Annotated in this window: 24 protein-coding genes; 8 read left to right on the top strand and 16 right to left on the bottom strand. The window is 69.8% G+C overall.

What is annotated here, in order from left to right; all coding sequences use genetic code 11:
* Positions 1-14 precede the first annotated feature (14 nt).
* On the bottom strand, positions 15-866 hold the full coding sequence (locus RIN43_RS00955; RefSeq protein ID WP_309126999.1) for an RIO1 family regulatory kinase/ATPase: 852 nt from the start codon (positions 864-866) through the stop codon (positions 15-17).
* Between the two features lie 293 nt (positions 867-1,159).
* On the opposite strand from RIN43_RS00955, the gene RIN43_RS00950 reads away from it, so the two are divergent.
* Both RIN43_RS00950 and RIN43_RS00945 read left to right on the top strand, forming a co-directional pair.
* Positions 1,160-1,636 carry an HIT family protein gene (locus RIN43_RS00950; protein WP_309126998.1) on the top strand — a complete coding sequence of 159 codons (477 nt, stop codon included), beginning with the start codon at positions 1,160-1,162 and terminating at the stop codon, positions 1,634-1,636.
* Positions 1,637-1,800: 164 nt separating this feature from the next.
* The gene (locus tag RIN43_RS00945) at positions 1,801-3,183 is read left to right on the top strand and encodes a DUF222 domain-containing protein (protein ID WP_309126997.1); all 1,383 of its coding nucleotides are present in this window, start codon (positions 1,801-1,803) and stop codon (positions 3,181-3,183) included.
* A 154-nt stretch (positions 3,184-3,337) separates the two neighbouring features.
* On the opposite strand, the gene RIN43_RS00940 is transcribed toward RIN43_RS00945, so the two are convergent.
* A complete protein-coding gene (locus RIN43_RS00940; protein WP_309126996.1) occupies positions 3,338-3,838 on the bottom strand; it encodes a tetratricopeptide repeat protein in 501 nt (166 codons plus the stop codon).
* 135 nt (positions 3,839-3,973) lie between these two features.
* On the opposite strand from RIN43_RS00940, the gene RIN43_RS00935 reads away from it, so the two are divergent.
* Entirely contained in the window at positions 3,974-4,435 is a 462-nt protein-coding gene (locus RIN43_RS00935) for a DUF3817 domain-containing protein (protein WP_309126995.1), read from the top strand.
* Positions 4,436-4,464: 29 nt separating this feature from the next.
* On the opposite strand, the gene RIN43_RS00930 is transcribed toward RIN43_RS00935, so the two are convergent.
* The 12 genes from RIN43_RS00930 to RIN43_RS00875 form a co-directional block, all read right to left on the bottom strand.
* Positions 4,465-5,520, bottom strand: a complete 1,056-nt coding sequence (locus RIN43_RS00930; RefSeq protein WP_309126994.1) for an NAD(P)/FAD-dependent oxidoreductase — start codon at positions 5,518-5,520, stop codon at positions 4,465-4,467.
* A complete protein-coding gene (gene fdxA, locus RIN43_RS00925) occupies positions 5,513-5,842 on the bottom strand; it encodes a ferredoxin (protein WP_309126993.1) in 330 nt (109 codons plus the stop codon). Before fdxA ends, RIN43_RS00930 begins: the two co-directional genes overlap by 8 nt.
* Positions 5,839-7,218: an FAD-dependent oxidoreductase gene (locus RIN43_RS00920; RefSeq protein ID WP_309126992.1), complete on the bottom strand. Its 1,380-nt coding sequence runs from the start codon at positions 7,216-7,218 to the stop codon at positions 5,839-5,841. The genes fdxA and RIN43_RS00920 overlap by 4 nt, the downstream gene beginning before the upstream one ends.
* Positions 7,215-8,222, bottom strand: coding sequence for a uroporphyrinogen-III C-methyltransferase (gene cobA, locus RIN43_RS00915; protein ID WP_375163688.1), 1,008 nt, complete (start codon positions 8,220-8,222; stop codon positions 7,215-7,217). The genes RIN43_RS00920 and cobA overlap by 4 nt, the downstream gene beginning before the upstream one ends.
* On the bottom strand, positions 8,219-9,139 hold the full coding sequence (locus RIN43_RS00910; protein ID WP_309126991.1) for an ABC transporter permease: 921 nt from the start codon (positions 9,137-9,139) through the stop codon (positions 8,219-8,221). Before RIN43_RS00910 ends, cobA begins: the two co-directional genes overlap by 4 nt.
* Complete coding sequence (locus RIN43_RS00905) at positions 9,129-9,965, bottom strand: ABC transporter ATP-binding protein (protein ID WP_309126990.1); 837 nt, start codon at positions 9,963-9,965, stop codon at positions 9,129-9,131. Before RIN43_RS00905 ends, RIN43_RS00910 begins: the two co-directional genes overlap by 11 nt.
* On the bottom strand, positions 9,965-11,038 hold the full coding sequence (locus tag RIN43_RS00900; protein ID WP_309126989.1) for an ABC transporter substrate-binding protein: 1,074 nt from the start codon (positions 11,036-11,038) through the stop codon (positions 9,965-9,967). Before RIN43_RS00900 ends, RIN43_RS00905 begins: the two co-directional genes overlap by 1 nt.
* 80 nt (positions 11,039-11,118) lie before the next feature.
* Entirely contained in the window at positions 11,119-12,438 is a 1,320-nt protein-coding gene (locus tag RIN43_RS00895) for a GTP-binding protein (protein ID WP_309126988.1), read from the bottom strand.
* The gene (cysD, locus tag RIN43_RS00890) at positions 12,438-13,370 is read right to left on the bottom strand and encodes a sulfate adenylyltransferase subunit CysD (RefSeq protein ID WP_309126987.1); all 933 of its coding nucleotides are present in this window, start codon (positions 13,368-13,370) and stop codon (positions 12,438-12,440) included. The genes RIN43_RS00895 and cysD overlap by 1 nt, the downstream gene beginning before the upstream one ends.
* Positions 13,367-14,107 carry a phosphoadenylyl-sulfate reductase gene (locus RIN43_RS00885; RefSeq protein ID WP_309126986.1) on the bottom strand — a complete coding sequence of 247 codons (741 nt, stop codon included), beginning with the start codon at positions 14,105-14,107 and terminating at the stop codon, positions 13,367-13,369. The genes cysD and RIN43_RS00885 overlap by 4 nt, the downstream gene beginning before the upstream one ends.
* The gene (locus tag RIN43_RS00880) at positions 14,104-15,822 is read right to left on the bottom strand and encodes a nitrite/sulfite reductase (RefSeq protein ID WP_309126985.1); all 1,719 of its coding nucleotides are present in this window, start codon (positions 15,820-15,822) and stop codon (positions 14,104-14,106) included. The genes RIN43_RS00885 and RIN43_RS00880 overlap by 4 nt, the downstream gene beginning before the upstream one ends.
* A gap of 180 nt (positions 15,823-16,002) precedes the next feature.
* Positions 16,003-16,695: a CbiX/SirB N-terminal domain-containing protein gene (locus RIN43_RS00875; RefSeq protein ID WP_309126984.1), complete on the bottom strand. Its 693-nt coding sequence runs from the start codon at positions 16,693-16,695 to the stop codon at positions 16,003-16,005.
* A 325-nt stretch (positions 16,696-17,020) separates the two neighbouring features.
* Between RIN43_RS00875 and dnaK the strand changes: the two genes are divergently transcribed.
* From dnaK to RIN43_RS00855, 4 genes are read left to right on the top strand one after another with little or no spacing between them, the layout of a single operon-like run.
* Positions 17,021-18,886 carry a molecular chaperone DnaK gene (dnaK, locus tag RIN43_RS00870; protein WP_309126983.1) on the top strand — a complete coding sequence of 622 codons (1,866 nt, stop codon included), beginning with the start codon at positions 17,021-17,023 and terminating at the stop codon, positions 18,884-18,886.
* 2 nt (positions 18,887-18,888) lie between these two features.
* Positions 18,889-19,536, top strand: coding sequence for a nucleotide exchange factor GrpE (locus RIN43_RS00865; RefSeq protein ID WP_309126982.1), 648 nt, complete (start codon positions 18,889-18,891; stop codon positions 19,534-19,536).
* 7 nt (positions 19,537-19,543) lie between these two features.
* Positions 19,544-20,521 (top strand): DnaJ C-terminal domain-containing protein, encoded by a 978-nt coding sequence (locus tag RIN43_RS00860; protein ID WP_309126981.1) that lies wholly within the window; start codon positions 19,544-19,546, stop codon positions 20,519-20,521.
* A gap of 19 nt (positions 20,522-20,540) precedes the next feature.
* The gene (locus RIN43_RS00855; RefSeq protein ID WP_309126980.1) at positions 20,541-21,002 is read left to right on the top strand and encodes a heat shock protein transcriptional repressor HspR; all 462 of its coding nucleotides are present in this window, start codon (positions 20,541-20,543) and stop codon (positions 21,000-21,002) included.
* A gap of 5 nt (positions 21,003-21,007) precedes the next feature.
* Here the strand turns inward: RIN43_RS00855 and RIN43_RS00850 are convergent, their stop codons facing one another.
* A complete protein-coding gene (locus RIN43_RS00850) occupies positions 21,008-21,946 on the bottom strand; it encodes a LysR family transcriptional regulator (protein WP_309126979.1) in 939 nt (312 codons plus the stop codon).
* 78 nt (positions 21,947-22,024) lie between these two features.
* On the opposite strand from RIN43_RS00850, the gene RIN43_RS00845 reads away from it, so the two are divergent.
* Entirely contained in the window at positions 22,025-23,062 is a 1,038-nt protein-coding gene (locus tag RIN43_RS00845; RefSeq protein ID WP_309126978.1) for a putative sulfate exporter family transporter, read from the top strand.
* A gap of 17 nt (positions 23,063-23,079) precedes the next feature.
* Here the strand turns inward: RIN43_RS00845 and mgtE are convergent, their stop codons facing one another.
* On the bottom strand, positions 23,080-24,438 hold the full coding sequence (mgtE, locus tag RIN43_RS00840) for a magnesium transporter (protein ID WP_309126977.1): 1,359 nt from the start codon (positions 24,436-24,438) through the stop codon (positions 23,080-23,082).
* Positions 24,439-24,467: the final 29 nt, after the last annotated feature.

Genomic DNA, 24,467 nt, shown 5'->3' with positions numbered 1-24,467 from the left:
CGGGATCGTGCGCGTCAGCCGAAGGACACGGCCAGCAGCTTCCCGAACAGCTCCTCCGGATCGCGCTCGAGTCGGCGTCTGGCGAACCAGTCGCAGATGTTGACGCAGTCTCGGTGCAGCAGATCGAGACCCTGCGGGTTCGACACGGTGTCGACGATCTGCGGCAGGTCGATGACCCGCACTCTGCCGTCGTGCACGAGCAGGTTGTACGCCGAGAGGTCGCCGTGCGCGAAGCCCGCGGCGGCGAACGTGTGCATGACATCGACGACCTGCTGGAACAGATCGTCGAGCTGCGCGGCATCCACCCTCACCTGGGCGAGCCTGGGCGCCGCCTCCTTCCCGTGCCCGATGAACTCCATGAGCACCTCTGAGCCGTTCACCTGCACGGGGTAGGGAACGGGCGCGCCGAGCTCGTGCATGCGGCTCAGCGCCGCGAACTCGGCGAACGACCACTGCGCCGCGGCGACCGCACGACCGTGTGAGCTCTTCCGGGCCAGGGCACGGGCATCGCGGGTGTTCTGGGTGCGACGCCCTTCGGTGTAAGTCGTCGAGCGGTGGAAGCTGCGGTGCGTCTCGTCGCGATAGCGTTTCGCGGCCAGCAGGGTGCGCTGCGCCGTATCGCCGGGAACCGCGCGTTCGATGAGGAAGACATCAGCCTCCTTGCCTGTCTTCAGCACGCCGAGTTCGGTGTCGACGGCGTCGGCGCTGGTGACGACCCAGTCGGGCCAGGGGAGCGGCCCGCGTTCGGATGGCGTGATGGCCGGCCAGGTGGACCAGCGCTGGTTGTCGCCGAGCACGGTGTCGGCGAAGGACAGCGAGATGTCGAAGGGTGATGCGTCGAAGGACGTGGGGTTCTGCGTGTTCACGGTGCGGCTCCGGAAGGGAGGCCGCGCGCGGATCAGGAGCGGGAGGCCTCGAAGGGAAGGTGGTCGGCGGCGGGCGCGACGAAGACGGTGTTCATCGGATGCTCCTTCCGCTCGTGCCTTCCGGGTCCGTCCCGGTGCGTGGTCGAGCTTAGGGGTGCGGATGCCGATGGCGCGACGGGCCGGTGACGGCCGTTACCGGTTCGTGATGTTGGGGCGAAAGTCAGCTGCGATCAGATGAAGGTGCTCAACGCGCGCCGGTGCGCTTCTGTTGTTCTCGCACCTAGGCTGGGCCGATGTGGTGGACCGCCGAGGAATGGTCAGCGATGACCGACGCCGATTCCTGCGGCATGTGCAAGGACATGCACCTCGATGAGAACGAGCACAGCATCCTGATCGGCTCCACGCGTGCGACCCACACACGCATCGCGCGGAACCAGGCGCACCGCGGCTACTCGCTCGTGGTCCTCCGCGAACACATCACCGACCTCGGCGACCTCTCGTCGGAGCAGCTCCAAGCCTTCTGGTCGGACGTGCAACGAGCGGGACGGGCAATCGCCGCGACGTTCGAGCCGCGGAAGATCGATTATCTGGTGATGGGCCATCGAATGCCTCATCTCCACTGCCACGTGTTCCCACAGCACTCAGAGGACGACCCGCTGCGGAACGTCGACATCTCTGACGGCCCCCATTTTGCGCCTATCGAGTCGTTCCATGCGGACGCGCGTGCGCTTCGCTCCGCCTGGGAGCGCCTCGGTGCGCTGTCGGGCTGAGCACTGACGTGCCAGGTCGAACGGCGCGGTCGGGCGTCGACGCTGTCTGCCGTTTTCCATGGGGCTTGGGCGGCTTCCGTTTGTTGCATGTTCGTGATCTTCGGGGTGGTTTTAAGCCTGGGATCTGGGGTTTGAATGTCGGTGGCCCCTGGTGTACTGGTCGTATGACGGCGCTGATGGATGTCTCTGCGGAGCAGGTGACCACGCTCGATGAGCTGGTCGACCTGGTGCAGAGCATCGAGCGCACGATCGGCAGTCTCCAGGCGGCACGGGATGGGGCTTTGGCGCTCGCGGCGCGGTGGGCGCTGTCGGTGGCCGAACAGGGCGATGGTGTCGAGGCGTCGGATCTGACGGTGCGGGCGGTGGCGGCGGAGTTGGGGGCGGCGTTGCGGGTCAGTGACCGCACGGTGCAGCGGCGGATGGCGGATGCGGAAACGAAGGTGAACGGGTTCCCCGCGGTGTGGCGGGCGCAGGGTGCCGGACGGATCACCGCCGGACACGCGCGGGTCATCATCGACGCCGGTGAGCACCTCGACGACCCGGACGCGCGGGAGGCGTACACCGCGCGAGTGTTGGAGTTCGCAGGCGATGAGTCGCCGAACAGGTTGCGGCCGATCGCTGCCCGCCTCGCCGAACAGTACACCGCGCGTTCGCTGCAGCAGCGGCACGAGGATGCCCGCGAGCAGCGTGCGGTCTGGGTGAAGGATGCGCCAGACGGGATGGCCGAACTCGGCCTCCTCGGCCCGGCCGCCCTCGTGCACGGCGTGTTCGACCGGCTCACCTCCATGGCCAAAACACTCGATGCTGATGCCGATGCGGCTGCGGATGCGGATGCCGATTCCGCGGCGGCTTCGCACGAGCGCGATACTCCCGCGGATCCTCGCACGCTGTCGCAGAAGCGCGCCGACCTCGCCCTGGACCTTCTGCTCACGGGCAGCCCGGCCGGTCACGACACCCCCGACGGACTGCTCGCCGCGATCTCCGGGCAGGTGAGCGTGACCGTGCCGGTGCTGACCCTGATGGGCGCCGATGAGACGGGAACGCCACAGGCCGAGCTCGACGGATGTTCCCCCATCGACCCGGCCACGGCCCGCCAGCTGGCCGGCGCCGCCACCGGCTGGGACCGGGTCCTGACTCACCCGATCACCGGAGGGATGCTCGCCGTGGACCGTTATCGGCCGGGCGAGTCGCTACGACGTCAACTGCGGGCGAGGGATCAGCGATGCCGGTTCGTGTGCTGCGGTATGCCCGCGCGTGACAGCGACCTCGACCATACGCACGACGCTGCGCTCGGCGGCAGGACAGAAGAGGGGAACCTCGGTGCACTGTGCCGACGCCACCATGTTCTGAAGCATCACACCCCTTGGCACGTGAAACAGATCGGCGGCGGGCTGTTGGAATGGACCAGTCCCGCCGGACGGGTCTACATCGACAGACCGCCACCCCAGAACACAGTCGCCTTCACCGATGAAGGCCCACCCACCGCCGTCTCGACCAGGGGCGAACTCTGGGCCGCCGCACCACTCGAGCATCTCAGTCCGTTCTGAGTGCAGGTCGGGATGACCCGCTACCGGCTCCGCACTGCCGACCGACACGGTAGCGGCGACGCGAGAGCCGCGGTGCGACCGGACGCCTTGTCGCTTGGTGACGTGTCAGCCGCCGACGGCTGTCACTGAAGCGGGCGGTCGCGACCAGCCCCGCTCAGTCGTCGAGCGAGCGAAGGTATGCCGCGTTTCCACGAAGCGCCGCCTCATAGCGGAGCACCTCGTCGGTGCGGAAGCGGTCGGCGACGAGCTCGAGCACCGAGCCCAGGGCCGCGCTCGGCCGGCCGGAGGCATGCAGGGTGAGAGCGCGGAACAGCCCCAGCGATTCAGATGGCGGAAACCGTTCGAGTCCCTCGTCGAACATCGCGATGCTCTCGTCCAAGCGCCCGAGATTGCGCAGCGTGCTGCCGAACTGCAGATAGCACTGCCGCAGGCGCGCGCCACTCAACCCGGCATCCATCGCCCTGCGGTAATACCCGGCGGCTCGCTGCTCCTGCCCGTCGGTGTCGTACGCACCGCCCAGCTCGTACAGGACATCGGGATCGTCGGGATGCTGCTCGAGCAGCGCGGTGAACGCTTCGATCGTCGGGGCCATGTGATCACGATCGCGTGCCGCGAAGATGCGGTCGAGCTCGGCGCGCAGAGCGTCGTCAGTCATCATCGGCCCCTTCCGGACGGTGCAGCCAAAGGCTATGTGCAGCCCGCCGGTCGAGCCAATCCATAGCCCGCCCTGAATAGCCTGAAGGCGCCTGCCCGGAACGCCCTGCAGAGGCCGGGAGCACAGAGGAGAACCATGTTCCGAAGCCCAGCCCGACTGTTCCGCGTGCTCGCGATCGCCGAGGCGATCACCTGGACTCTGCTGATCAGCGCCCTCATCGCCCGCGCCGCCGGGCAGCCCGCGGTGCTGGTCACGATCGCCGGAGGCATCCACGGGTTCGTGTTCCTCGCCTACGGAGCGACGGCGGTGCTGCTCGCCTTCCACCAGCGCTGGCACGCCGGCGTCGCGGCGGTCACCATCGCCAGTGCGATCGTGCCCTACGCCACGATCCCCGTCGAGATCTGGCTGCACCGCAGTGGACGGCTCGCCGGACACTGGCGTCTCGCCGAGACCGACGACCCGCGCGATCACACCTGGTACGACCGCACCATGCGCTGGTTCCTGCACCGGCCCTGGGTGCTGGCACTGCTGATCCTCGTCGCGGTCGCGGCGATCTTCAGCATCCTGCTGATCGTCGGCCCTCCCGGCGGACGCTGAACGACGATCCCCTCGTCGGTGAGCAGCGGTCAGTGCGCCGTGGCCACGCCGATCGCGTCATGCATGATCACGGCGGCGACGCGCGCACCCGCGCCGGCGGCCACTATGAGCTGCTGCGGGCCAGGCGCCGCCACATCGCCCGCCGCGTACAGACCCGGTACGGTCGTGCGGCCCGAGCGGTCGGTCGTGACATGCCCCGCGGCATCCCGATCGGGCGCGAGGTCGCCGAGGAACGACAGGTCGGCATCCCACTCCGGCCGAACGAACCCGCCGCCTACGGCGTGGGTGCCTCCGCCGGCGACACGAACCGCCTCGATGCGACCCCGGTCGCCCACGAGCTCCTCGATCGGCTCGCGGACGACGCTCACTCCGGCCGCGGCGAGCTCGGCTTCCTCTGCGGTCGTCACCGCCTCGGAGCCGTGGGTGAAGACTGTCAGTCGCGTGGTCCAGTGCGCGATCAGCCGCGCCCGCTCCGCCAGATCCGGTGTCTCGCCGATCAGCGCCAGCTCGCGCCCACGCAGTTCCCATGCGTCGCACGCGGCACAGCTGAACAGGCTCATCCCGTAGAAGCCGCGCAGATTCGGCACGTCGGGCAGCGTCTCACGCAAGCCCGTAGCGAGCAGCACGGCTCGCGCCGACACCGTCTCGGTCGGGCCGCGCCTTCCCACTTCCGCGCGGAATCCGGCCGGCGAGCCATCACGCGTCGCCGTCGAGCCGGCCCTCGCCGCCGACCCGACGTCGATCACCGGGAAGCCGGCATCCGTCGCAACCGACCCGACGTCCGTCGCCGCCGACCCGAGGTCCGTGGCGGCCCACCGCGCATCCGCCGCAGCCAGCGCGGTCACCCGCACGCGGGAGCGGATCTCGACGTTCGGGTACGCCGCGAGCTCCTCGCGGGCGATCCGTCGCAGTTCGAACGGCGGCACCCCGTCGCGGGTGAGGAACCCGTGCGAGTTCAGCGTGGCGGCGTTCCGCGGCCGGTCGGCATCGACGACAAGCACCCGCGCCATTGAGCGGCCGAGGTTGAGCGCGGCTGAGAGCCCGGCCGGGCCGCCACCGACGATGAGCACGTCGTAGTCAGTCATGACCCTCTCCCTGCGGAGGCAGCGCGGCGATCAGCGGGTGGTCGAAGTCGTACGTGCCGGTCTTGGCGGCGCCGCCGGGCGAGCCGACCTCGTCGAAGAACTCGACGTTGGCCTTGTAGTAGTCGGCCCATTCCTCGGGCAGGTCGTCTTCGTAGTAGATCGCCTCGACAGGGCAGACCGGCTCGCACGCACCGCAGTCCACGCACTCGTCGGGGTGGATGTACAGCGACCGTTCGCCCTCGTAGATGCAGTCGACGGGACACTCGTCGATGCACGCGCGATCCTTCACGTCCACGCACGGCAACGCGATCACGTAGGTCACGGGGCCAGCACCCCCGGCCTCGAGATCGCCACCTGCTCGTCGCGGGGCACCACTTTCACCCGCTCACGCACATGCTGGTGATCCGCGCCGAGGGCGCGCTCGTGAGCATCCAGCGCCAGCCAGCCGTCCCACGTGGTGTATGCCGTCTCGCGCTCGTCGAGCAGCTCGAGCACGTCGCCGGTGATCCCCGGCTCGGTGAGCCCGCCCGCTTCGGCGTCCGCCACGAGGTGGCCGATCGTCTCGAGTGCATCCGACTTGGTGTGACCGATCAGGCCGACCGGCCCTCGCTTGATCCAGCCGGTCGCATAGAGGCCCGCCTCGCCGTGCACCCGGCCCTCGTCATTGGGCACGACTCCTCGGCCCTCATCGAACGGCGCCCCGCTGACCCTCGTGCCGTAGTACCCGACGGCCCGATACACCGCCTGCACACGGTACTCGCGAACCTCGCCCGTCGACGCGAGAGCACCGTCGGCATCGACGGTCGTGCGCGAGAAACGGATGCTCTCGACTCTGCCGTCCCCTTCGATCGCCTCCGGCGCGTGCCAGAAGTGCAGGTGCAGCCGACGCGATGCGCCGGTCGCGGGGCGTTCACGCCAGCCGTTCAGCGTGCGCAGCATGACCTTGAGCTGATTGTTCGCCGCCGTCGCCGGGTCGACGCCGTCGAAGTCCTCGTCGTGCAGCACGATGTCGACGCCGGGCACCTCGCCGAGTTCACGCAGCTCGATCGGCGTGAACTTGATGTCGGCCGGGCCGCGGCGGCCGAACACGTGCACGTCGGTGACGGCCGAGGACTCGAGCCCCGCGAGTACGTTGTCGGGCACCTCAGTGGTGCGCAGGTCGACCGCGTGCTTCGCCAGCACCCTGGCGACGTCCAGCGCGACGTTGCCGTTGCCGATCACTGCGACCTCACGGGCGTCGAGCGGCCAGGTGCGCGCGACGTCGGGATGGCCGTCGAACCAGGCCACGAAGTCGGCGGCTCCGAACGAGCCGGGAAGCTCCACCCCTGGGACCTCGAGCGCGGCGTCGCGGATCGCTCCGGTCGCCAGGATCACCGCGTGGTACCGCTCGCGCAGTTCCTCCAGCGCGACGTCGCGCCCCACCTCGACGTTGCCGATGAACCGGATCGTGCGGCGATCGGCATCCGGATGGGGGAAGGCGTCGAGCATCTCGTGCAGCGAGTTGACGATGCCCTTGATGCGGGGATGGTCGGGTGCGACGCCGTAGCGGATCAGCCCGTACGGAGCGGGCAGCGACTCGAACAGGTCGACCTCGACCCGCCCGCCGCGTTCGGCGACGGCGTTCGCCAGCAGGTTGCCGGCGTAGATGCCCGCGGGTCCGGCGCCGACGATCGCGACGCGCAGCGAGGGAAGGGTCATGAGGTGGTGGCCTTTCGGGAGAGCAGTGCGGAGAGGGATGGGCGGATGCCGCGGGCCGGTGTCCCCTCACCGACCGGCGCCAGCGTGGAGTCGATCGCGCTGACCAGGCCGGTGTCGACGGCGAGTCCCGCGTCGAGCGCGGCGGCGAGTCGCGACCGGGGCCGTGCGTGTGCGACGGAGGTGGCGGCGACGGGCGCGGCAGGTTCGAGGGCGGCGGACGCGGCGTCGGGTTCGGTGACGAGAGCTACGGCTTCGGCGATGGCGGATGCCGGCAGGATCCCCTCCGCGTGCGGACTGAGCCGCACGACCTCGCCCACCACGACCACCGCGGGGGAGCGCACCTGCCGCGCCGCGGCGAGCTGGGCGATCGTGCCCAGCGTGCCGATGGTGACGCGCTCGCCGGGACCGTACCCGTCTTCGACGATCGCGACGGGGCAGTCTGCGCCGCGTGGTCCGGTCGCCAGCGCATGCGCGGAGTGGGCGAGCGTGCCGACGCCCATCAGCAGGACGACGGTGTGATCGGCGCCGCCGGGAAGCCCGTCGATCTGGTCGTGGGCGCTGACCACAGTGAACGACGTCGAGACGCCGCGGTGGGTCAGCGGGATGCCGGCGACCGCGGGCACGGACACGGCGCTGGTCACCCCCGGGACGACCTCGACGCGGATGCCGGCCGCTTCGCAGAACAGCTGCTCCTCCCGACCGCGGCCGAACACGAACGGGTCACCGCCCTTGAGGCGCACGACACGACGTCCGGCGCCGGCGAGCTCGACGAGCAGCTCGTTGATGGCGTCCTGCGGCACGCGGTGGTGCCCTGGCAGCTTGCCCACGTCGATCACCTCGGCATCCAGTACGAACCCCTCCGCCGCGAGCTGCTCGAGCACGGCCCGTGCGCCGAGGCGGTCGGCGACGATGACGTCGGCCTGCTCGAGCGAGCGCAGGCCGCGCAGGGTGAGCAGCCCGGCATCGCCAGGCCCAGCCCCGACCAGGGTCACGAGCCCGGTCATCGTGCACCTCCCAGCGCGAGTCCGCGGCTGCGCAGCATCCGACGCTCGAGCGGACCGAACAGCAGCAGTTCGATGAGGATGCCGATCGCGAGGATAAGCAGGATCGTGCCGAGCACCCCGGCGAGGTCGGCGAGCTCGCGGGACTGCTGCAGCATCGAGCCCAGCCCGAAGCCGATCGACCCGCCGACGGCGATGATCTCGGCCGCCATCAGCGAGCGCCATGAGAATGCCCAGCCCTGTTTGAGGCCGGCGACGTACCCGGGCAGTGCTGCCGGCAGCACCACCGAGGTGGCGAGCTGCCACCTGCTCGCGCCGAGCACGGTGCCGACGCGCCGCAGCTGCGGCGGCACCTGGTCGACCCCCGACAGCAGGCCGTTGACGATCGAGGGGATCGCACCCATCAGCACCACGAAGTACACCGTGGCGTCCGACAGGCCGAACCAGATGATCGCGGCCGGCACCCAGGCCACCGAGGGAAGCACCTGCAGGCCGGATATGAGCGGGCCTGCGGCGCGGCGCAACGGCTTCCACTCCGCCAGCAGCAGCCCGAGGGGTGTGCCGACGGCGATCGCGATGAGGAACCCGACCACCCCGCGCTCCAGGCTTGTGAGCACCGCCTCCTGCAGACGGCCCGACTCCCACGCGTCGGCGAAGGCGCCGGCGACCTGAAGAGGCCCGGGAGCGATGTCGGGGCGCGGCTGTGCGAGCACGACGTAGAGCTGCCAGGCGACGAGCAGCACCACCAGCAGCACCACCGGCGGCAGGGCTTTGGCGAATCCGTCGCGCAGGTGCGAGCGGCGCTGGTCCTGCTGCGCCTGCAATCGGTCGAGGCCGGTCGAGAGCGTGTGCAGCTCATCGGCGCTGGTGCTCGCCGGGGCCGGTGTGGTGTCGGCGAGGGATGCGGTGTCATGAGGCATTTCTGCTGATCTCCTTCCGCAGCTCGGCGGTGATCTCGGTGGCGAGCGCGGCGACCTCGGGTGACTCGATGCGCCGGCCGGCGGTGTTCGCCACGCGCCACTCGCCCGCGACGCGACCGGGACGGCTCGACAGCAGGATGACCCGCTGCCCGAGCCTGGCGGCTTCACGCACGTTGTGGGTGACGAAGACGATCGTGCGGCCGGTCGCCCGCCACACCCGCTCGAGCTCCTCGTGCAGCAGATCTCGGGTGATCGCATCGAGCGCCGCGAACGGCTCGTCCATCAGCAGCACCGAGCGGTCCTGCGCGAGGGCGCGCGCCAGCGCGACGCGCTGTCGCATGCCGCCGGAGAGCTCGTGCGGGCGGCGGTCGGCGGCCTCCGCGAGGTTCACGGTGCTCAGAAGTCGCTCGGCCTCCGATCGGCGCTCGCCGCGGGGCACGCCCCGCAGCCGCAGGGCGAGCTCGACGTTGCGCCGTGCGGTCAGCCACGGCATCAGCGCGGCCTCCTGGAACATCACTGCCGAGCCGCCGGCCGGCGTCTCGATGGCGCCGGATGTGATCGGCTCGAGGCCGGCGATGAGGTTCAGCAGTGTCGATTTGCCGCATCCGGATGCTCCGAGCAGGCATATGAACTCGCCAGGGGCGATGTCGAGCGAAACGTCGTCGAGCACCACCGGCCCCGCACCGTAGCGCTTGGTGACATGTGAGATCCGGACGGCGGGCGCGACCAGGGGGCGTGTGCCGGGCAGCGGGCTGACCCCGTCGAAGCTCGGGGTCAGTCTGGCGTCGCTGACCTGCGGGCGGGCGGTCTCCTTCAGCGGTGACATCACTGCTCCCCGAGGCCTGCGGCCGAGACGGGCTGGGCGCCGTCCTGGCGCAGCAGCCCGTTCAGCGCGCGCAGGTCGAACAGCCCGTCGATGGAACCTTCCTTCTGCGTGCCCGCTTCCAGGCCGTTCTCGACGAGGGTCGTGAAGGCGGCCGCGTGCGGGTCGACCGAGAAGGTCACGTTCTCGAGAGCGCGGGCGAGCACGTCGTCGGAGAGTCGCTTGCCCGTGGAATCCTCGAGGGCGTCGTTGATGACTCCGGGAGCCTGCGCCGCGTGCTCGTCGAGCCAGGTGACCGACGCGACGTGCCCCTCGAGCAGGCGCTCGACGACCTCCGGATGCGCCTCGGCGAAGTCCGCTCGCACGAGCAGGACGGTGGTCGGGAACTCTCCGTCCGGCCACAGCTCAGCCTCGTCGACCAGCACGTGAGCGTCGGCCTCGAGCACCAGGCGCGATGCCCAGGGGTCAGGGACCCATGCGCCGTCGAGCTGCCCCTTCTGGAAGAGAGCCAGGATCTGGGCGTTCTCGGTCGGTGTCACCGTGACGTCACCGCCTCCGGAGGTCGACGTCTCGAAACCCTCGCCGGCCAGCCAGCTGCGCAGTGCCACATCCTGGGTGTTGCCGAGCTGCGGGCTCGCGATGTTCGCTCCCGAGAGGTCGTCGGGGGAGTCGATGCCGTCGCGCACGACGAGCGCGGCGCCCCCCGACGTCGCACCGGCGATGATCCGCGCCGACGCACCGCCGGACTGTATGAACGTGTTGATCGCCGGGTTCGGGCCGATGTACGTCGCGTCGATCGCTCCGGCCGAAAGCGCCTCGATCGCGGCGGGGCCCGCGTTGAACGCCTCGGTCTGCAGTTCCAGATCGCCCAGCGAGTCCTCGAACAGTCCTTCCGTCAAGCCGACCAGCGCCGGCGCGTGCGTGACGTTGGCGAAGTAGCCGAGGCGCACCTCGGAGACTTCTTCGGCGCCAGCCTGTGCCGACGAGGGGGCACAGCCCGCCAGTGCGCATGCGGTGAGGCCCATGGCGAGGGTCCCCAGTGCGGTGAATGTCGGGTTCCTGCGGGTGATCTTCACGGATTCGCCTCCTTCAGCGTCGCTCGTGCGGTTGTCGGTCGTGTGTGTTCGGTGTGCGGGATGCAGACGTCGATGCGGGTTCAGTCGATGACGGTCGCGGCGGCGAGGGTGGCGCCATCGGCCGGATGGATGAGCAGCAGCGAACCGCCCTCGCGGCTGCTCGCGTAGCGTTCGAGCGGCAGCTCCGCAGCCAGCCGCAGTCGTACCCGGCCGATCTCGTTCTCGGCGAGCGAGGGCGCATCGACGGCGGTGAGGTCGGTGTGCCCGAGGGTCTCCAGGTCGCGACGGGAGAGCAGCTCGGCGACCACGGCTTGCACGGTGGCCGTGCCGTGCTTGATCAGCACGCGCGCGCCGGGCACGGTGCGCCGCGGGTCGAGCTGGAACACCTCGACCACGGCCTCTCGCCGCGGCGGAGGCGCCGATCCGTCTGCGACGATCAGCGCGCCGCGCGCGGCATCCACCTCGTCAGCGAGGGTGATCGTCACCGACTGGCGCGCGCCGGCATGCCCGGCATCCGCTCCCGCGACGTGCACGCCGGTCACCTCGGTCGCGCGGCCTCCCGGCAGCACCTGCACCTTATCGCCGACCGACACCCTTCCGGCGGCGATGCGGCCCGCGAAGCCGCGGAAGTCGCGCAGCCGTTCGGCCTCGTCCGCCGGGATCTCGGGCGAGAGACCGCCCTGCGGACGCAGCACCAGCTGCACGGGCAGGCGCAGCGGCTCGTCGGCGTCGGTGCGGGCGGGCAGCGTCTCGAGCAGCTCGAACAGGGTCTCGCCGGCGTACCAGGGCGTGCGCCCGGAACGCTCCACGATGTTGTCGCCTTCCAGGGCCGAGACCGGCAGCACTCGCACGGCGCTGATGCCCAGCTCGTCGGCGACGCGCAGCGCCTCCAACTCGATCTCGACGAAGCGCTGCTCGTCGAAGCCGATCAGATCGATCTTGTTCACCGCGACGATCACGTGCTCCACGCGAAGCAGCGACGCGACGGCCAGGTGCCGCCTGGTCTGCTCCACCACGCCCTTGCGGGCGTCGACCAGCACGATCACCGCGTCGGCGGTCGCGGCGCCGGTGACCATGTTGCGCGTGTACTGCACGTGGCCAGGGCAGTCGGCGAGGATGAAGCTGCGCCTGCCGGTGGCGAAGTAGCGGTAGGCGACGTCGATCGTGATGCCCTGCTCGCGTTCGGCGCGCAGGCCGTCGGTGAGCAGCGCGAAGTCGAAGGCGCCGTGCGCGAAGCCGCGGGCGCGCGAGGTCGCGGCGACCTGGTCGAGCTGGTCGGCGAGGATCGCCTTGGCGTCGTGCAGGAGGCGGCCGACCAGTGTCGACTTGCCGTCGTCGACCGAGCCGGCCGTCGCGAAGCGGAACAGCGTGGTCGGAGCTGTCGGTGCGGTGGTGCTCATCAGAAGTATCCGTCCTTCTTGCGGTCCTCCATGGCGGCCTCGCTGATGCGGTCGTCCGCCCTGGTGGCCCCGCGCTCGGTGAGGGTCGAGCGGGCGACCTCCGCGACGACGGCCGCCGTACCGGCGGCATCCGACTCCACCGCCCCCGTGCAGCTCATGTCGCCCACGGTGCGGTAGCGCACCGTGCGACGCACCACCTCCTCGCCGGACTGAGGCTGCGAGAACTCGCCCACCGCCCACCACATGCCGTCGCGGCGGAACACCTCGCGCTCGTGCGCATAGTACAGCGGCGGCAGCGCGATGTCCTCGCGCTCGATGTAGCGCCACACGTCCAACTCGGTCCAGTTCGAGATCGGGAACGCCCGAACGTGCTGCCCGGGCAGATGCCGCCCGTTGTACAGGCTCCAGAGCTCCGGTCGCTGGTTGCGGGGATCCCACTGCCCGAACTCGTCGCGCAGCGAGATGATGCGCTCCTTGGCGCGCGCCTTGTCCTCGTCGCGGCGGGCGCCCCCGAACACGGCGTCGTGGCGGCCTGCGGCGATCGCGTCGAGCAGCGGCTGGGTCTGCAGCGGGTTGCGGGTGCCGTCGGGACGCTCGGCGAGGCGGCCGTCGTCGATGTATGACTGCACACTCGCCACCTCGAGGTCGATGCCGCGTCGCGCGACGGTCTCATCGCGGAACGCGATGACCTCGGGGAAGTTGTGGCCGGTGTCGACGTGCAGCACGGGGAACGGCACACGACCGGGCGCGAACGCCTTGGCGGCCAGATGCAGCACGACCACCGAATCCTTGCCGCCCGAGAACAGCAGCACGGGCCGCTCGAACTCGGCGACCACCTCGCGGATGATGTGGATCGCCTCGGCCTCGAGCAGGTCGAGGGTGCTCAGCGCGGCCGGTGCGACCGCCTGGTCGGAGAGGATGTCAGTGCTCATACGTGCAGCCCGCATTCTGTCTTCGCGAGTCCCGCCCAGCGGCCGGACCTGGGGTCGTCTCCGGGGGCGACGGGCTTCGTGCACGGCGCGCAGCCGATCGACGGATAGCCGTTCGAGACGAGGGGGTTCACCGGCACGTCGTGCGCGCCGGCGTAGTCGATGAGGTCGTCGAAGCTCCAGGCCGCGACAGGGTTCACCTTCACGAGGCCGTTGCGCTCGTCCCAGGTGATAAGGGGCGTGCCGGCCCTAGTCGGGCTCTCATCGCGGCGGACGCCGGTGAACCACACCTCGTAGCCGCCCAGCGTCCGCTGCAGGGGTTCGACCTTGCGGCGCGCGCAGCACAGGCCAGGATCGCGGGTGAACAGATCGGGCCCGAACTCGGCATCCTGCTCCCGTACGGTCTGTGCGGGTCGCACGTCGACGATGTGCACATCGAGGCGCTCGGCCACCTCGTTGCGCGTGAAGGTCGTCTCGGCGAAGTGGTAGCCGGTGTCGAGGAACAGCACGTGCACGCCCGGAAGGGCCTCTGCCACCAGATGCGGGAGTGCGGCATCCGCCATCGAGCAGGCCACGGCGGCCTGCGAGACGGCGAAGTTCTCGGCGACCCAGGCGACGACTTCGGCCGGCGTGGCCTCGTCGAGCTGTCCGCTGCGCAGCTCCGCCGCGCCGCGCTCCGCGAGAGCGCGCAACTCGTCGGCCGAGCGGCGCGCGGGACGGATGCCGACCTCGGTGCTCACTGCAGCGCCTCCTCATCGGCCCGGTGCGCCCACTGCGCGAAGGTCTCGCCGTCCTCGCGGTCGGCGAGATAGCGCCGGATGACGCGTTCGGCATAGTCGGCGATGCCGTCGGCGGGCACCTTCAGGCCGCGCACCGTGCGCCCAAGCCCGGCCTCCTCGCGGTCGGGGCTTGCGAGTCCGCCGCCGAGGTGCACCTGGTAGCCGGGCACCTGTTCGCCGTCGATCTGCACGAGCTGGCCCTTCAGCCCGATGTCGGCGGTCTGGATGCGGGCGCACGAGTTGGGGCATCCGTTCACGTGCAGCGTGATCGGGCGGCCGATCTCCGGCTCGAGCTCGCCGAGGCGCTCTTCGAGCTTCGCGATCGCGGCCGCGGCGTTCGCCTTTGTCTCGACGATCGCGAGTTTGCAGAACTCGATGCCGGTGCAGGCGATGGTGCCGCGGCGGAACAGGCTCGGTCTGGCCGACAGCCCGATCGCGTCGAGGCCGGAGATGAGTCCCTCGACGTCCGCCTCCGGGACGTCGAGCACGATGATCTTCTGGTACGGCGTCGTGCGGATGCGGTATGAGCCGTGCGCCTCGGCGAGATCGGCGAGCGCGGTGAGGGTGCGGCCCGAGACGCGGCCGACCAGGGGCGCCGCACCGACGTAGAACCGGCCGTCCTTCTGCTCATGCACCCCGACGTGGTCACCGAGAGCGGTGGGCTTTGGCGCGGCAGGGCCGTCGGGCAGCGGGCTGTCGAGGTACTCCGTCTCGAGCACCTCGCGGAACTTCGCGACACCCCAGTCGGCCAGCAGGAACTTCAGGCGCGCCTTGTTGCGCAGGCGTCGGTAGCCGTACTCGCGGAAGATCTGCGTCACGCCGTGCCACACCTCGGCCACCCGTTCCGGCGCGACGAAGGTGCCGAGGCGCTCGCCCAGACGGGGAACCACCGACAGTGCCCCGCCCACCCAGAGGTCATAGCCGATGCCGAGCTGCGGATGCTCGACGGCGACGAACGCGCAGTCGTTGATCTCGTGCACGACGTCCTGGCTGGGGTGCCCGGTGATCGCGGTCTTGTACTTGCGCGGCAGGTTCGCCAGCGTCGGATCGCCGATGAAGCGCTCGGCGATCTGCTGGATCTGCGGCGTGGGGTCCAGCAGTTCGTCGGCGGCGATGCCAGCCACCGGCGAGCCGAGGATCACGCGCGGCACGTCGCCGCAGGCCTCTGTGGTGCTCAGGCCCACCCCTTCGAGCCGGCGCCAGATCTCGGGCACGTCCTCGACGCGCACCCAGTGCAGCTGCACGTTCTGACGGTCGGTGAGGTCGGCGGTGTCACGGGCGAACTCAGAGGAGATCTGCCCGATCACGCGCAGCTGATGCGTGGTGAGCTGGCCGCCGTCGATGCGCACCCGCAGCATGAAGTACTCGTCCTCGAGCTCGTGCGGCTCGAGCTGTGCGGTGCGCCCGCCGTCGATGCCCGGGCGGCGCTGCGTGTACAGCCCCCACCAGCGGAAGCGGCCGTGCAGGTCGGTCGGATCGATAGAGGCGAATCCACCCTGCGCGTAGACCGTCTCGATGCGTTCGCGCACGTCGAGCCCGGGGCCGGCGAGCTTGAACTCCTCGTTCGCGTTCAGCGGCTCGTTGCCGTCGACGGCCCACTGGCCGTGCGGTTTCGTCGGTGCGCGACCGGTGCGCGTACGTGCGCCGCGGATGGTCGTCGGCTGCTGGATGGTCATCGAGCCCCCTTGATGAATGGCTGGCCATCAACGTACGGAGCTGGACGCCGTTCAAGAACCCTTCATGACACGGAAGGTCAACGGGCGAAACACAACGTCACGTGACGCGAAATGTGACGCTGAGGGGGTGGCCGGATCGCCGGTGTTGTGCATCAGGGCCCGGATGCTGCCGGCGCGGTGTCAGCTCAGGGGAGAGTCGGCCGCCAAGTAGCGACCGATGACGAGGTCGACGAGCGCGGACGGGATGCCGTCGTCATCGAGCAGATCGTCGAGCAGGGGAGGGGTGAGCGCATGTTCGCCGCTCAGACGCGCCGCCAGGTCGAAGAAGTAGCCCCGGGCGAGCAGATAAGTCGCCACCACGGCATCCGGCGTCCCCTCGAGCGCGGTCGGCAGATCGGGCCGGCGGGCCGCGAGATAGGCGAGTTCGACCGGGCGATCGATCCGCTCGCGAAGGAGAGAGGCCATGCCCTCGGCATCCGGCACCGAGCGCTCGTCGCGCGACCCGGCCACCGCGAGGATCACCGGAGCGCCGTCCCGGTCGAGACCGTCGAGCCGGGTCGCGAGCACATCGGCGAGAAGAGGGTCAGGGCCCATCGGATCGGCCACCACCGCATCCGTGCGCGCGGCGGCGACGCCGTGCAGGTCGTGGTGCACGTGGAAGCCGCTCGACAGCAGCAGGGGCACGATCACCACCGGGCCGTCTATGTCAGCGAGGGCGCTCGCCGCATCCGGCTGCTGCACGTCGACGAAAGCCCCGTGCACCGCGACGTCGGGCAGGGCCCTGGCCACGCGCTCGACGAGCCCCGCGATCGCGCGGGCGCCGTCGACGTCGGCGGTGCCGTGCGACACGGCGAGCAGCGCGGGGCGGATCATGCTGCCAGCGTAAGCCGTGCGCGTGCCCGGGATGCTGCGCGCACCTCGGCGGGATCGCGTCGACACCTCGGGGAGCGGGCGCACCCAGAACAGGCTGTTCGCCGAGAACAGGACGATGCGGCCGCATCCGTCCTGCTGCGGGTGAAGCCCCTGTCCCGGGTGACGCGCGAGCACCGAGTACCCACAAGTCGCGGCATCCAAACCTGAGTCAACAGGACTCAACTTTGTTTGACAGCATCCGGCGGGAGGCGTAGTCTTGAGTCATCGCGACTCAGGTTTCTCGAGTCGCCACGGACTTCCCAACGAAACCAGCAAGGAGAATCACATGGCACGTGCTGTCGGTATCGACCTCGGTACGACGAACTCCGTCGTCAGCGTCCTCGAGGGTGGCGAGCCCAAGGTCATCGCCAACGCCGAGGGCTTCCGCACCACCCCCTCGGTGGTCGCGTTCACCAAGGACGGCGAGGTGCTCGTCGGTGAGACCGCGAAGCGCCAGGCGGTCACCAACGTCGACCGCACCATCTCGTCGGTCAAGCGACACATGGGCACCGACTGGTCGTTCGACGTCGACGGCAAGAAGTGGACGCCACAGGAGATCTCGGCCCGCATCCTGCAGAAGCTCAAGCGCGACGCCGAGTCGTACCTGGGTGACACCGTGACCGACGCGGTCATCACCGTGCCTGCCTACTTCAACGACGCCGAGCGTCAGGCCACCAAGGAGGCCGGTGAGATCTCGGGCCTCAACGTGCTTCGCATCATCAACGAGCCCACCGCCGCCGCTCTCGCCTACGGCCTCGACAAGGGCAAGGAGGACGAGCTCATCCTCGTCTTCGACCTCGGTGGCGGAACCTTCGACGTCTCGCTGCTCGAGGTGGGCAAGGACGACGATTTCTCCACCATCCAGGTGCGCGCCACGGCCGGTGACAACCGCCTCGGCGGCGACGACTGGGACCAGCGCGTCGTCGACTTCCTGATCAAGCAGTTCAAGGAGACCACCGGCGTCGACGTCTCGGGTGACAAGATCGCCCTGCAGCGCCTGAAGGAGGCCGCTGAGCAGGCCAAGAAGGAGCTCTCCTCCTCGACGAGCACCAGCATCAACCTGCCCTACCTGTCGCTGACCGAGTCGGGCCCCGTGTCGCTCTCCGAGACGCTCACCCGCGCGAAGTTCGAGGACCTCACCAAGGACCTGCTCGACCGCACCAAGAAGCCGTTCGAGGACGTCATCCGCGAGGCGAACATCAAGGTCGCCGACATCGACCACGTCGTGCTGGTCGGTGGATCGACCCGTATGCCCGCCGTCGCCGAGCTCGTCAAGCGCGAGACCGGCAAGGAGGCCAACAAGGGCGTGAACCCCGACGAGGTCGTCGCCGTCGGCGCCGCTCTGCAGGCCGGTGTCCTCAAGGGTGAGCGCAAGGACGTGCTGCTCATCGACGTCACCCCGCTGAGCCTCGGCATCGAGACCAAGGGCGGCATGATGACCAAGCTCATCGAGCGCAACACGGCCATCCCGACCAAGCGCAGCGAGACCTTCACCACGGCCGACGACAACCAGCCGTCGGTCGCCATCCAGGTCTTCCAGGGTGAGCGCGAGTTCACCCGCGACAACAAGCCGCTGGGCACGTTCGAGCTCACCGGCATCGCTCCGGCTCCGCGCGGCATCCCCCAGATCGAGGTCACCTTCGACATCGACGCGAACGGCATCGTGCACGTGTCCGCCAAGGACAAGGGCACCGGCAAGGAGCAGTCGATGACCATCACCGGCGGCTCGTCGCTGTCGAAGGACGACATCGACCGCATGGTGCGCGAGGCCGAGGAGCACGCGGCTGAGGACAAGAAGCGCCGCGAGGCTGCCGAGGTCCGCAACCAGGCCGAGACGCTCGCGTACTCGATCGAGAAGTTGATCAACGAGAACGACGACAAGCTCCCCGAGGACGTCAAGTCCGAGGTCAAGGGCGATGTCGACGCGCTCAAGACCGCGCTGGCCGGGGACGACGACGAGGCTGTGAAGACGGCCTTCGACAAGCTGTCGCAGTCGCAGACCAAGATCGGCGAGGCCATCTACGCTCAGGGTCAGGCGGATGCCGCGGCCGGCGCGTCGGCCGATGGCGAGGCCCCGGCCGGTGACGCATCCTCGTCCGAGGAGGACGTCATCGACGCCGAGGTCGTGGACGACGAGGACGAGAAGAAGTAACCATGACGGACAAGAACTTCGACGACAACAGCGCCGAGGTTCCGGGCGAGGGGTCGGACGCGCAGGCGTCCGGCCCCGAGTCGCAGAACCAGGGCGTTCCCGAGAATCCCGACTCCACCGAGGCCGCGGCCGCCGAGGGGTCGGACGACGACCTCACGGTCGACGACATCCTGAACGCGATGCAGACCGAGGAGGCCGCCTCTGGCGATGCCCCCGACAGCGGCATCGCGGATGCTGAGACCGCTCTGCTGCACGACCTCAAGCGCCTGCAGGCCGAGTACGCCAACTACCGCCGCCGCACCGAGGAGCAGCGTCATGTCGAGATCGCGCGTGCCAAGGGCGAGGCGGCCAAGGGGCTGCTCCCCGTGCTCGACGACCTCGACCGTGCGCAGCAGCACGGCGACCTGGTGGACGGCTCGCCGTTCGCTGTGATCGCCGACAAGGTGCGCACGGTCGTGGAGCGTCTCGGCGTGACCGCGTACGGCGAGAAGGGCGAGGAGTTCGACCCGCAGCACCACGAGGCGATCTTCCAGCAGCCCACCCCCGGCGCGACGTCGTCGACCATCCTCGAAGTGGTCGAGGTCGGCTACCGGCTGGGTGACGTCGAGCTGCGTCCGGCGAAGGTCGTCGTCGCGGTCCCTGCGGAGTAGGTGATCGATGGCTAGCCAGGACTGGTTCGACAAGGACTTCTACAAGACGCTCGGTGTCTCGAAGGACGTCTCCGACGCTGATCTGAAGAAGACGTATCGCAAGCTCGCCCGCAAATACCACCCTGACTCCAACCAGGGGGATGCCGCGGCCGAGGCGAGGTTCAAGGAGATCAGCGAGGCGTACAGCGTGCTCAGCGACCCCGAGCAGCGGCGCGAGTACGACGAGATCCGCGCCATGGGATCGGGTGCGCGCTTCACCGCGCCCGGCTCCGGCGGGGCGGGCGGCTTCGAGGACGTGTTCAGCCGGTTCGGGCAGGGCGGACGCCAGGCCGACTTCGACGACATCTTCTCGATGTTCAGCCAGGGCGGCGGATCGTTCGGATCCGGCCGCTTCGGGCAGCCGAGCGGCGGCTACCGCGGCTTCGGCGGCCCGCAGAAGGGTGCCGATGTCACGGCCCGCACCACGCTGGATTTCACGACGGCGGCGCAGGGCGAGACGATCACCCTGCAGGCGGAGGACGGCAAGCCGTTCAAGATCAAGGTGCCCGCAGGGGTCGCCGACGGGCAGAAGATCCGCCTGCGCGGCCGCGGGCGCCCCTCGCCCGACGGCGGCGAGCCCGGCGACATCGTCGTGCAGGTCGCGGTGCGCGCGCATCCGGTCTTCTCTCGCGAGGGCTTGAACCTGCGCCTCACCGTGCCGGTCACGTTCACCGAGGCCACCCTCGGCGCCACGATCGAGGTGCCGACCCTCGGCGGCGACACGGTCAAGCTGCGCGTCGCCCCTGGCACGCCCTCGGGTCGTGTGCTGCGGGTGAAGGGACGCGGCATCAAGACCGCGAAGGGCACCGGCGACCTGCTCGCCGAGCTGCAGGTCGCGGTTCCGTCGCACCTCGACGACGCGGCGCGCGAGGCGCTCGAGCGCTTCCACGATCTCGAGCCCAAGGAGAACCCGCGGGCCGAGATGATGGCCAAGGCGCGCGGCTGATGCAGGAGCAGGCCTGATCATGGATGCCGATTCCCCTCTCTTCGCGATCGCGGTGGCTGCGGAGCTGGCCGGTATGCACCCTCAGACGTTGCGGCAGTACGACCGCATCGGCCTGGTGGTGCCCGGCCGGACCCGCGGCGGCTCGCGGCGCTACTCGATGCGTGACATCGAGCAGCTCCGCGAGGTCGCGCAGTTGTCGAGCGAGGGGATGAGCCTGCCCGCGATCGCGCGCCTGCTCGACCTGGAGGACGAGGTGCGGATGCTGCGCCGCCGGGTCACCGATCTCGAAGGGGCGCTGCGCGCAGAACGGGAGAACCGTCCGGGCGTGCGGGTGTTCGCGGCGGGAGTGACGGGATCCATCGTCACCGTCCCGTCCGGTCGCCGCATCCGCCGGTCGACCGAGATCGTGCTGTGGCAGCCGCGGGCGGTAGCGGCGGAGGGCGAGGAGCCCGACGCGCCGGATGGCCCGGACCGAGGCTGAGCCCTTCAGGGCCTGACGGCTCCCGAGGTCGGTGCCGCTGCTGATGCGGCGACCTCGACCAGCTCGCGGGCGATGCCGTGCACGTCGCGCGCCCCGCCCCGCCAGAGCGCGGTGATGGGCCTGCGCAAGGGAACAGGCGCGAGCTGCAGGGGGTGCAGCCGACCGAGCGCAGCATCGTCGGCGACGGCGAGCTCGCTGAGTACGGCGGGTGCGATCCCCGCGATCGCCGCGGACCTCACCGCGGCTTCGGTCGACAGCACCGATGCCGGTGCCGCGGCGGAATACCCCGCCGCGCTCAGCACCTGATCGAGTGCGGCCCTGGTTCCGCTGCCCGGTTCGCGCACTACCAGCGGCGTCGCCGCGATCTCGGCGAAGTCCACGCTGCTGCGGCGCGCCCACGGATGCTGCAGGCCGACGGCGACGACCATCGAGTCCCAGCGCACCACGCGTGAGCCGAGCCCGGTCGGGATGCTCGGCGTCTCGATGAACCCGAGCGCGCATTCGCCGCCGTGCACCTTGCGGATGACCTCGTCGCTGTTGGCCGTGTCGAGGACGATGGGGGAGGGCTGCTGATCGCGGGCGATCTGGCGCCGATGCAGGGCAGCCACCCACCCGGGAAGCAGATGCGCTGCCACGGTCTGACTGACGGCGATCACCAGCTCCGTCGCGGAGCGGTGGCGCAGAGAGCCGATGGCGGCGTTGAATCCGTCCATCGCCGCGAGGGCTTCCCGCGCCCAGGTCACGACGAGGTCGCCCTCCGCGGTGAGTGCGGACCCGCGGGGAGACCGGTGCAGGATCTCGACGTCGATCTCTCTCTCGAACGCCCGGATCCGAGCCGACAGCGCCTGCTGGGTCACACCCAGCGATCGGGCCGCGCGCGAGATGCTGCCCTCATCGGCGACGTGCACGACGGCGCGCAGCGGACGGATGTCGACGATCTCCATACGGTCACAACTCCTCGTTGTAACCGTACAAGATCCTGCCCCGTAGCCGGCGGACGTGCTGTCTCCGACAGTGGAGATATGGAAAGCTCCGAGATCGCCGCATCGCCAAGAGGGACCACGGTCGGGGTCGTCGAGGTCCTCCCCGGGCTGGCGACCTGTGCGGCCATCGCGGCGATGGCGACAGCGATCGGCGGGTGGGCCCCGTTGCTCGGCGCCGCGATACCGGCGGTGCTCATCGGTGTGCTGATCGCCGTCGTCCGCCGTCCCGCTCGCCTGCTGATGGCCGGCGTGACGTTCGCGTCGAAGTTCGTGCTGCAATGCGCGGTGGTGCTGCTCGGCGCGCAGCTCTCGATCGGCGCCGTCGTGCAGGTGGGCGTCCGATCGCTTCCCGTGATGCTGATCTCGCTCGCGGTCTGCCTGCTCGCGGCCTGGGCGCTGGGCCGCGCCCTGCGGATCGACTCCGCTGTCACCACCCTCATCGGAGTCGGGACGGCCATTTGCGGAGCATCCGCCATCGCGGCCGTCTCTCCGGTCATCCGGGCCAGGAACTCGTCGGTCGCCTATGCCGTCTCCACGATCTTCCTGTTCAACGTCCTCGCCGTCGTCGCGTTCCCCTTCCTCGGGCACGCACTCGGGATGTCGCCGGATGCGTTCGGCCTCCTCGCCGGGACCGCGGTCAACGACACCAGCTCCGTCGTCGCCGCCGCCAGTGTCTACGGGGCTGCATCGCTCGGCGTCGCCGTGGTGGTCAAGCTCGTGCGCACGCTGATGATCATCCCGGTGAGTGTCGGCCTGGCCGTCGTCGACGCCCGACGCCGGAAGAACGAGCCCGGGTTCTCGGTTTCCAAGGCCCTGACGCTCGTGCCGTGGTTCCTGATCGGCTTCGTCGCGGTCGCGCTGCTCAACTCCGCGGGCGTCATCCCGCCGACGACGGGGGAGATGCTGAAGGAGGTCAGCGTCTTCCTGGTCGCGACCGCCCTCGCCGGCATCGGACTGTCGACCGACCTGCGGGCGATCCGGGTGGCCGGGTGGAAGCCGCTCATCCTCGGGGCCGTCCTCTGGATCCTCGTGACGGCCACCACCCTCGTCACCATGACGTTCTGCGGGTACCTCTGAGGAAAAGGCCCGCGCGGTCAGATGCCGAGCACTGCCCTCGCGATCAGGAAGTAGATGATCAGCCCGGTCGCGTCGACGAAGGTCGTGATGAACGGATTGGAGAAGACCGCGGGGTCGACCTTGATGGCGCGTGCGGCGAGCGGCATGATGCCGCCGATGGATGCCGCCACGGTGCACACCGCGACCAGGGTGAGCCCGATCACCAGGCCGACGTGCCAGTCGTAGACGAGCCCGGCCAGTGCGAATCCGAGCAGGCCCAGCAGCAGACCGAGACTGAAGCCGACTCGGATCTCACGAGAGAGCACCCTGCGCACATCGCCCGGGGTCACCTCGCCCAAGGCGAGAGAGCGCGTCACGGTGGTCGCCGCCTGGTTGCCCGTATTGCCGCCGGTGCCGATCAGCAGCGGCACGAACAGCGCCAGCACCGTCATCTGAGCCAGCGTCGCCTCGAACGCGTCGAGCACCTGCACGGTGAGCGTCGCGCCGACGGCGAGCACCAGCAGCCAGACCACGCGGGAGCGGACCAGCAGGCGGATGGGCGTCGACAGGTAGGAGCGCCGCAGCGGCTCCACTCCACCCTGCCTCGCGGCATCCTCGCTCTCCTCCTGCTTCAGGATGCGGGCGGCGTCGTCGATCGTGACGATGCCGACCAGTCGTTCCTCGCTGTCGACGATGGGCAGCGCCAGCAGGCCGAAGTCGGTCATGCGGCGGGCGGCGGTCTCGGCCTCCTCCGACACCATCGCGACCTGCGCGTCGCTCATGAGGTCCTTCACGAGGGTGCTCTCGTCGGCCGACATCAGGTCGCGCAGACTCACGACGCCGACGACGCGGCGGACCTCGTCGGTCACCGGCAGCGTGTACACCGTCTCGGCGCTGTCGAGTGCGGCCCGCACGCGGGAGAACGTCTCGGCCACGGTGAGCTGCGGATGGGCCGTCACGAACTCGGGGCTCATCCGGCGGCCGATCGAATCCTGCGGGTAGCCGAGCATCCCGGAGGTGAGGTCACGCTCCTGGCGGGTGAGACCGCGCAGGAGCTTCGGGGCGACGGAGGCGGGAAGCTCGTCGAGCAGCCACACCCGGTCATCGGGGTCCATCTCGGCGAACAGGCTCGTCACCTCGACGTTGCGCAGCGCGCCGACGAGGTCGCCCCTGCTGCCGGGCGACAGAGCCTCGAAGACGCCGAGTGCCCGCGGCTTCGCCAGCAGGCGGTAGACGATCGCTGCGTGCTCGGTGCTGAGCCGATCGAAGAGCTCGACGAGCTCCGGTATCGCAAGAGGCGTGAGCAATGCAGATGCGCCGGCGAGGTCACCGCGCGCGATGAGCTGAGAGATCGAGTCGGCGGCGTCGGCGACGTTCTGGAGCTGAGTGGGAGTCATCATGATGCCTTCGGGGAAGGCACCGCGCG

The sequence above is a fragment of the Microbacterium sp. genome, assembly GCF_031178445.1.
Taxonomy (GTDB): domain Bacteria; phylum Actinomycetota; class Actinomycetes; order Actinomycetales; family Microbacteriaceae; genus Microbacterium.
The sequence above is the reverse complement of the archived record's forward strand: the minus strand, read 5'-3'. Positions and strand labels throughout refer to the sequence as shown.

Excerpts from the sequence above, each read along its gene's own strand:
- RIN43_RS00950 (WP_309126998.1), top strand. The coding sequence starts at position 1,160 with ATGTGGTGGACCGCCGAGGAATGGTCAGCGATGACCGACGCCGATTCC.
- RIN43_RS00945 (WP_309126997.1), top strand. The coding sequence starts at position 1,801 with ATGACGGCGCTGATGGATGTCTCTGCGGAGCAGGTGACCACGCTCGAT.
- RIN43_RS00940 (WP_309126996.1), bottom strand. The coding sequence starts at position 3,838 with ATGACTGACGACGCTCTGCGCGCCGAGCTCGACCGCATCTTCGCGGCA.
- RIN43_RS00935 (WP_309126995.1), top strand. The coding sequence starts at position 3,974 with ATGTTCCGAAGCCCAGCCCGACTGTTCCGCGTGCTCGCGATCGCCGAG.
- RIN43_RS00930 (WP_309126994.1), bottom strand. The coding sequence starts at position 5,520 with ATGACTGACTACGACGTGCTCATCGTCGGTGGCGGCCCGGCCGGGCTC.
- RIN43_RS00920 (WP_309126992.1), bottom strand. The coding sequence starts at position 7,218 with ATGACCCTTCCCTCGCTGCGCGTCGCGATCGTCGGCGCCGGACCCGCG.
- cobA (WP_375163688.1), bottom strand. The coding sequence starts at position 8,222 with ATGACCGGGCTCGTGACCCTGGTCGGGGCTGGGCCTGGCGATGCCGGG.
- RIN43_RS00910 (WP_309126991.1), bottom strand. The coding sequence starts at position 9,139 with ATGCCTCATGACACCGCATCCCTCGCCGACACCACACCGGCCCCGGCG.
- RIN43_RS00905 (WP_309126990.1), bottom strand. The coding sequence starts at position 9,965 with ATGTCACCGCTGAAGGAGACCGCCCGCCCGCAGGTCAGCGACGCCAGA.
- RIN43_RS00895 (WP_309126988.1), bottom strand. The coding sequence starts at position 12,438 with ATGAGCACCACCGCACCGACAGCTCCGACCACGCTGTTCCGCTTCGCG.
- cysD (WP_309126987.1), bottom strand. The coding sequence starts at position 13,370 with ATGAGCACTGACATCCTCTCCGACCAGGCGGTCGCACCGGCCGCGCTG.
- RIN43_RS00880 (WP_309126985.1), bottom strand. The coding sequence starts at position 15,822 with ATGACCATCCAGCAGCCGACGACCATCCGCGGCGCACGTACGCGCACC.
- RIN43_RS00875 (WP_309126984.1), bottom strand. The coding sequence starts at position 16,695 with ATGATCCGCCCCGCGCTGCTCGCCGTGTCGCACGGCACCGCCGACGTC.
- dnaK (WP_309126983.1), top strand. The coding sequence starts at position 17,021 with ATGGCACGTGCTGTCGGTATCGACCTCGGTACGACGAACTCCGTCGTC.
- RIN43_RS00865 (WP_309126982.1), top strand. The coding sequence starts at position 18,889 with ATGACGGACAAGAACTTCGACGACAACAGCGCCGAGGTTCCGGGCGAG.
- RIN43_RS00860 (WP_309126981.1), top strand. The coding sequence starts at position 19,544 with ATGGCTAGCCAGGACTGGTTCGACAAGGACTTCTACAAGACGCTCGGT.
- RIN43_RS00855 (WP_309126980.1), top strand. The coding sequence starts at position 20,541 with ATGGATGCCGATTCCCCTCTCTTCGCGATCGCGGTGGCTGCGGAGCTG.
- RIN43_RS00850 (WP_309126979.1), bottom strand. The coding sequence starts at position 21,946 with ATGGAGATCGTCGACATCCGTCCGCTGCGCGCCGTCGTGCACGTCGCC.
- RIN43_RS00845 (WP_309126978.1), top strand. The coding sequence starts at position 22,025 with ATGGAAAGCTCCGAGATCGCCGCATCGCCAAGAGGGACCACGGTCGGG.
- mgtE (WP_309126977.1), bottom strand. The coding sequence starts at position 24,438 with ATGACTCCCACTCAGCTCCAGAACGTCGCCGACGCCGCCGACTCGATC.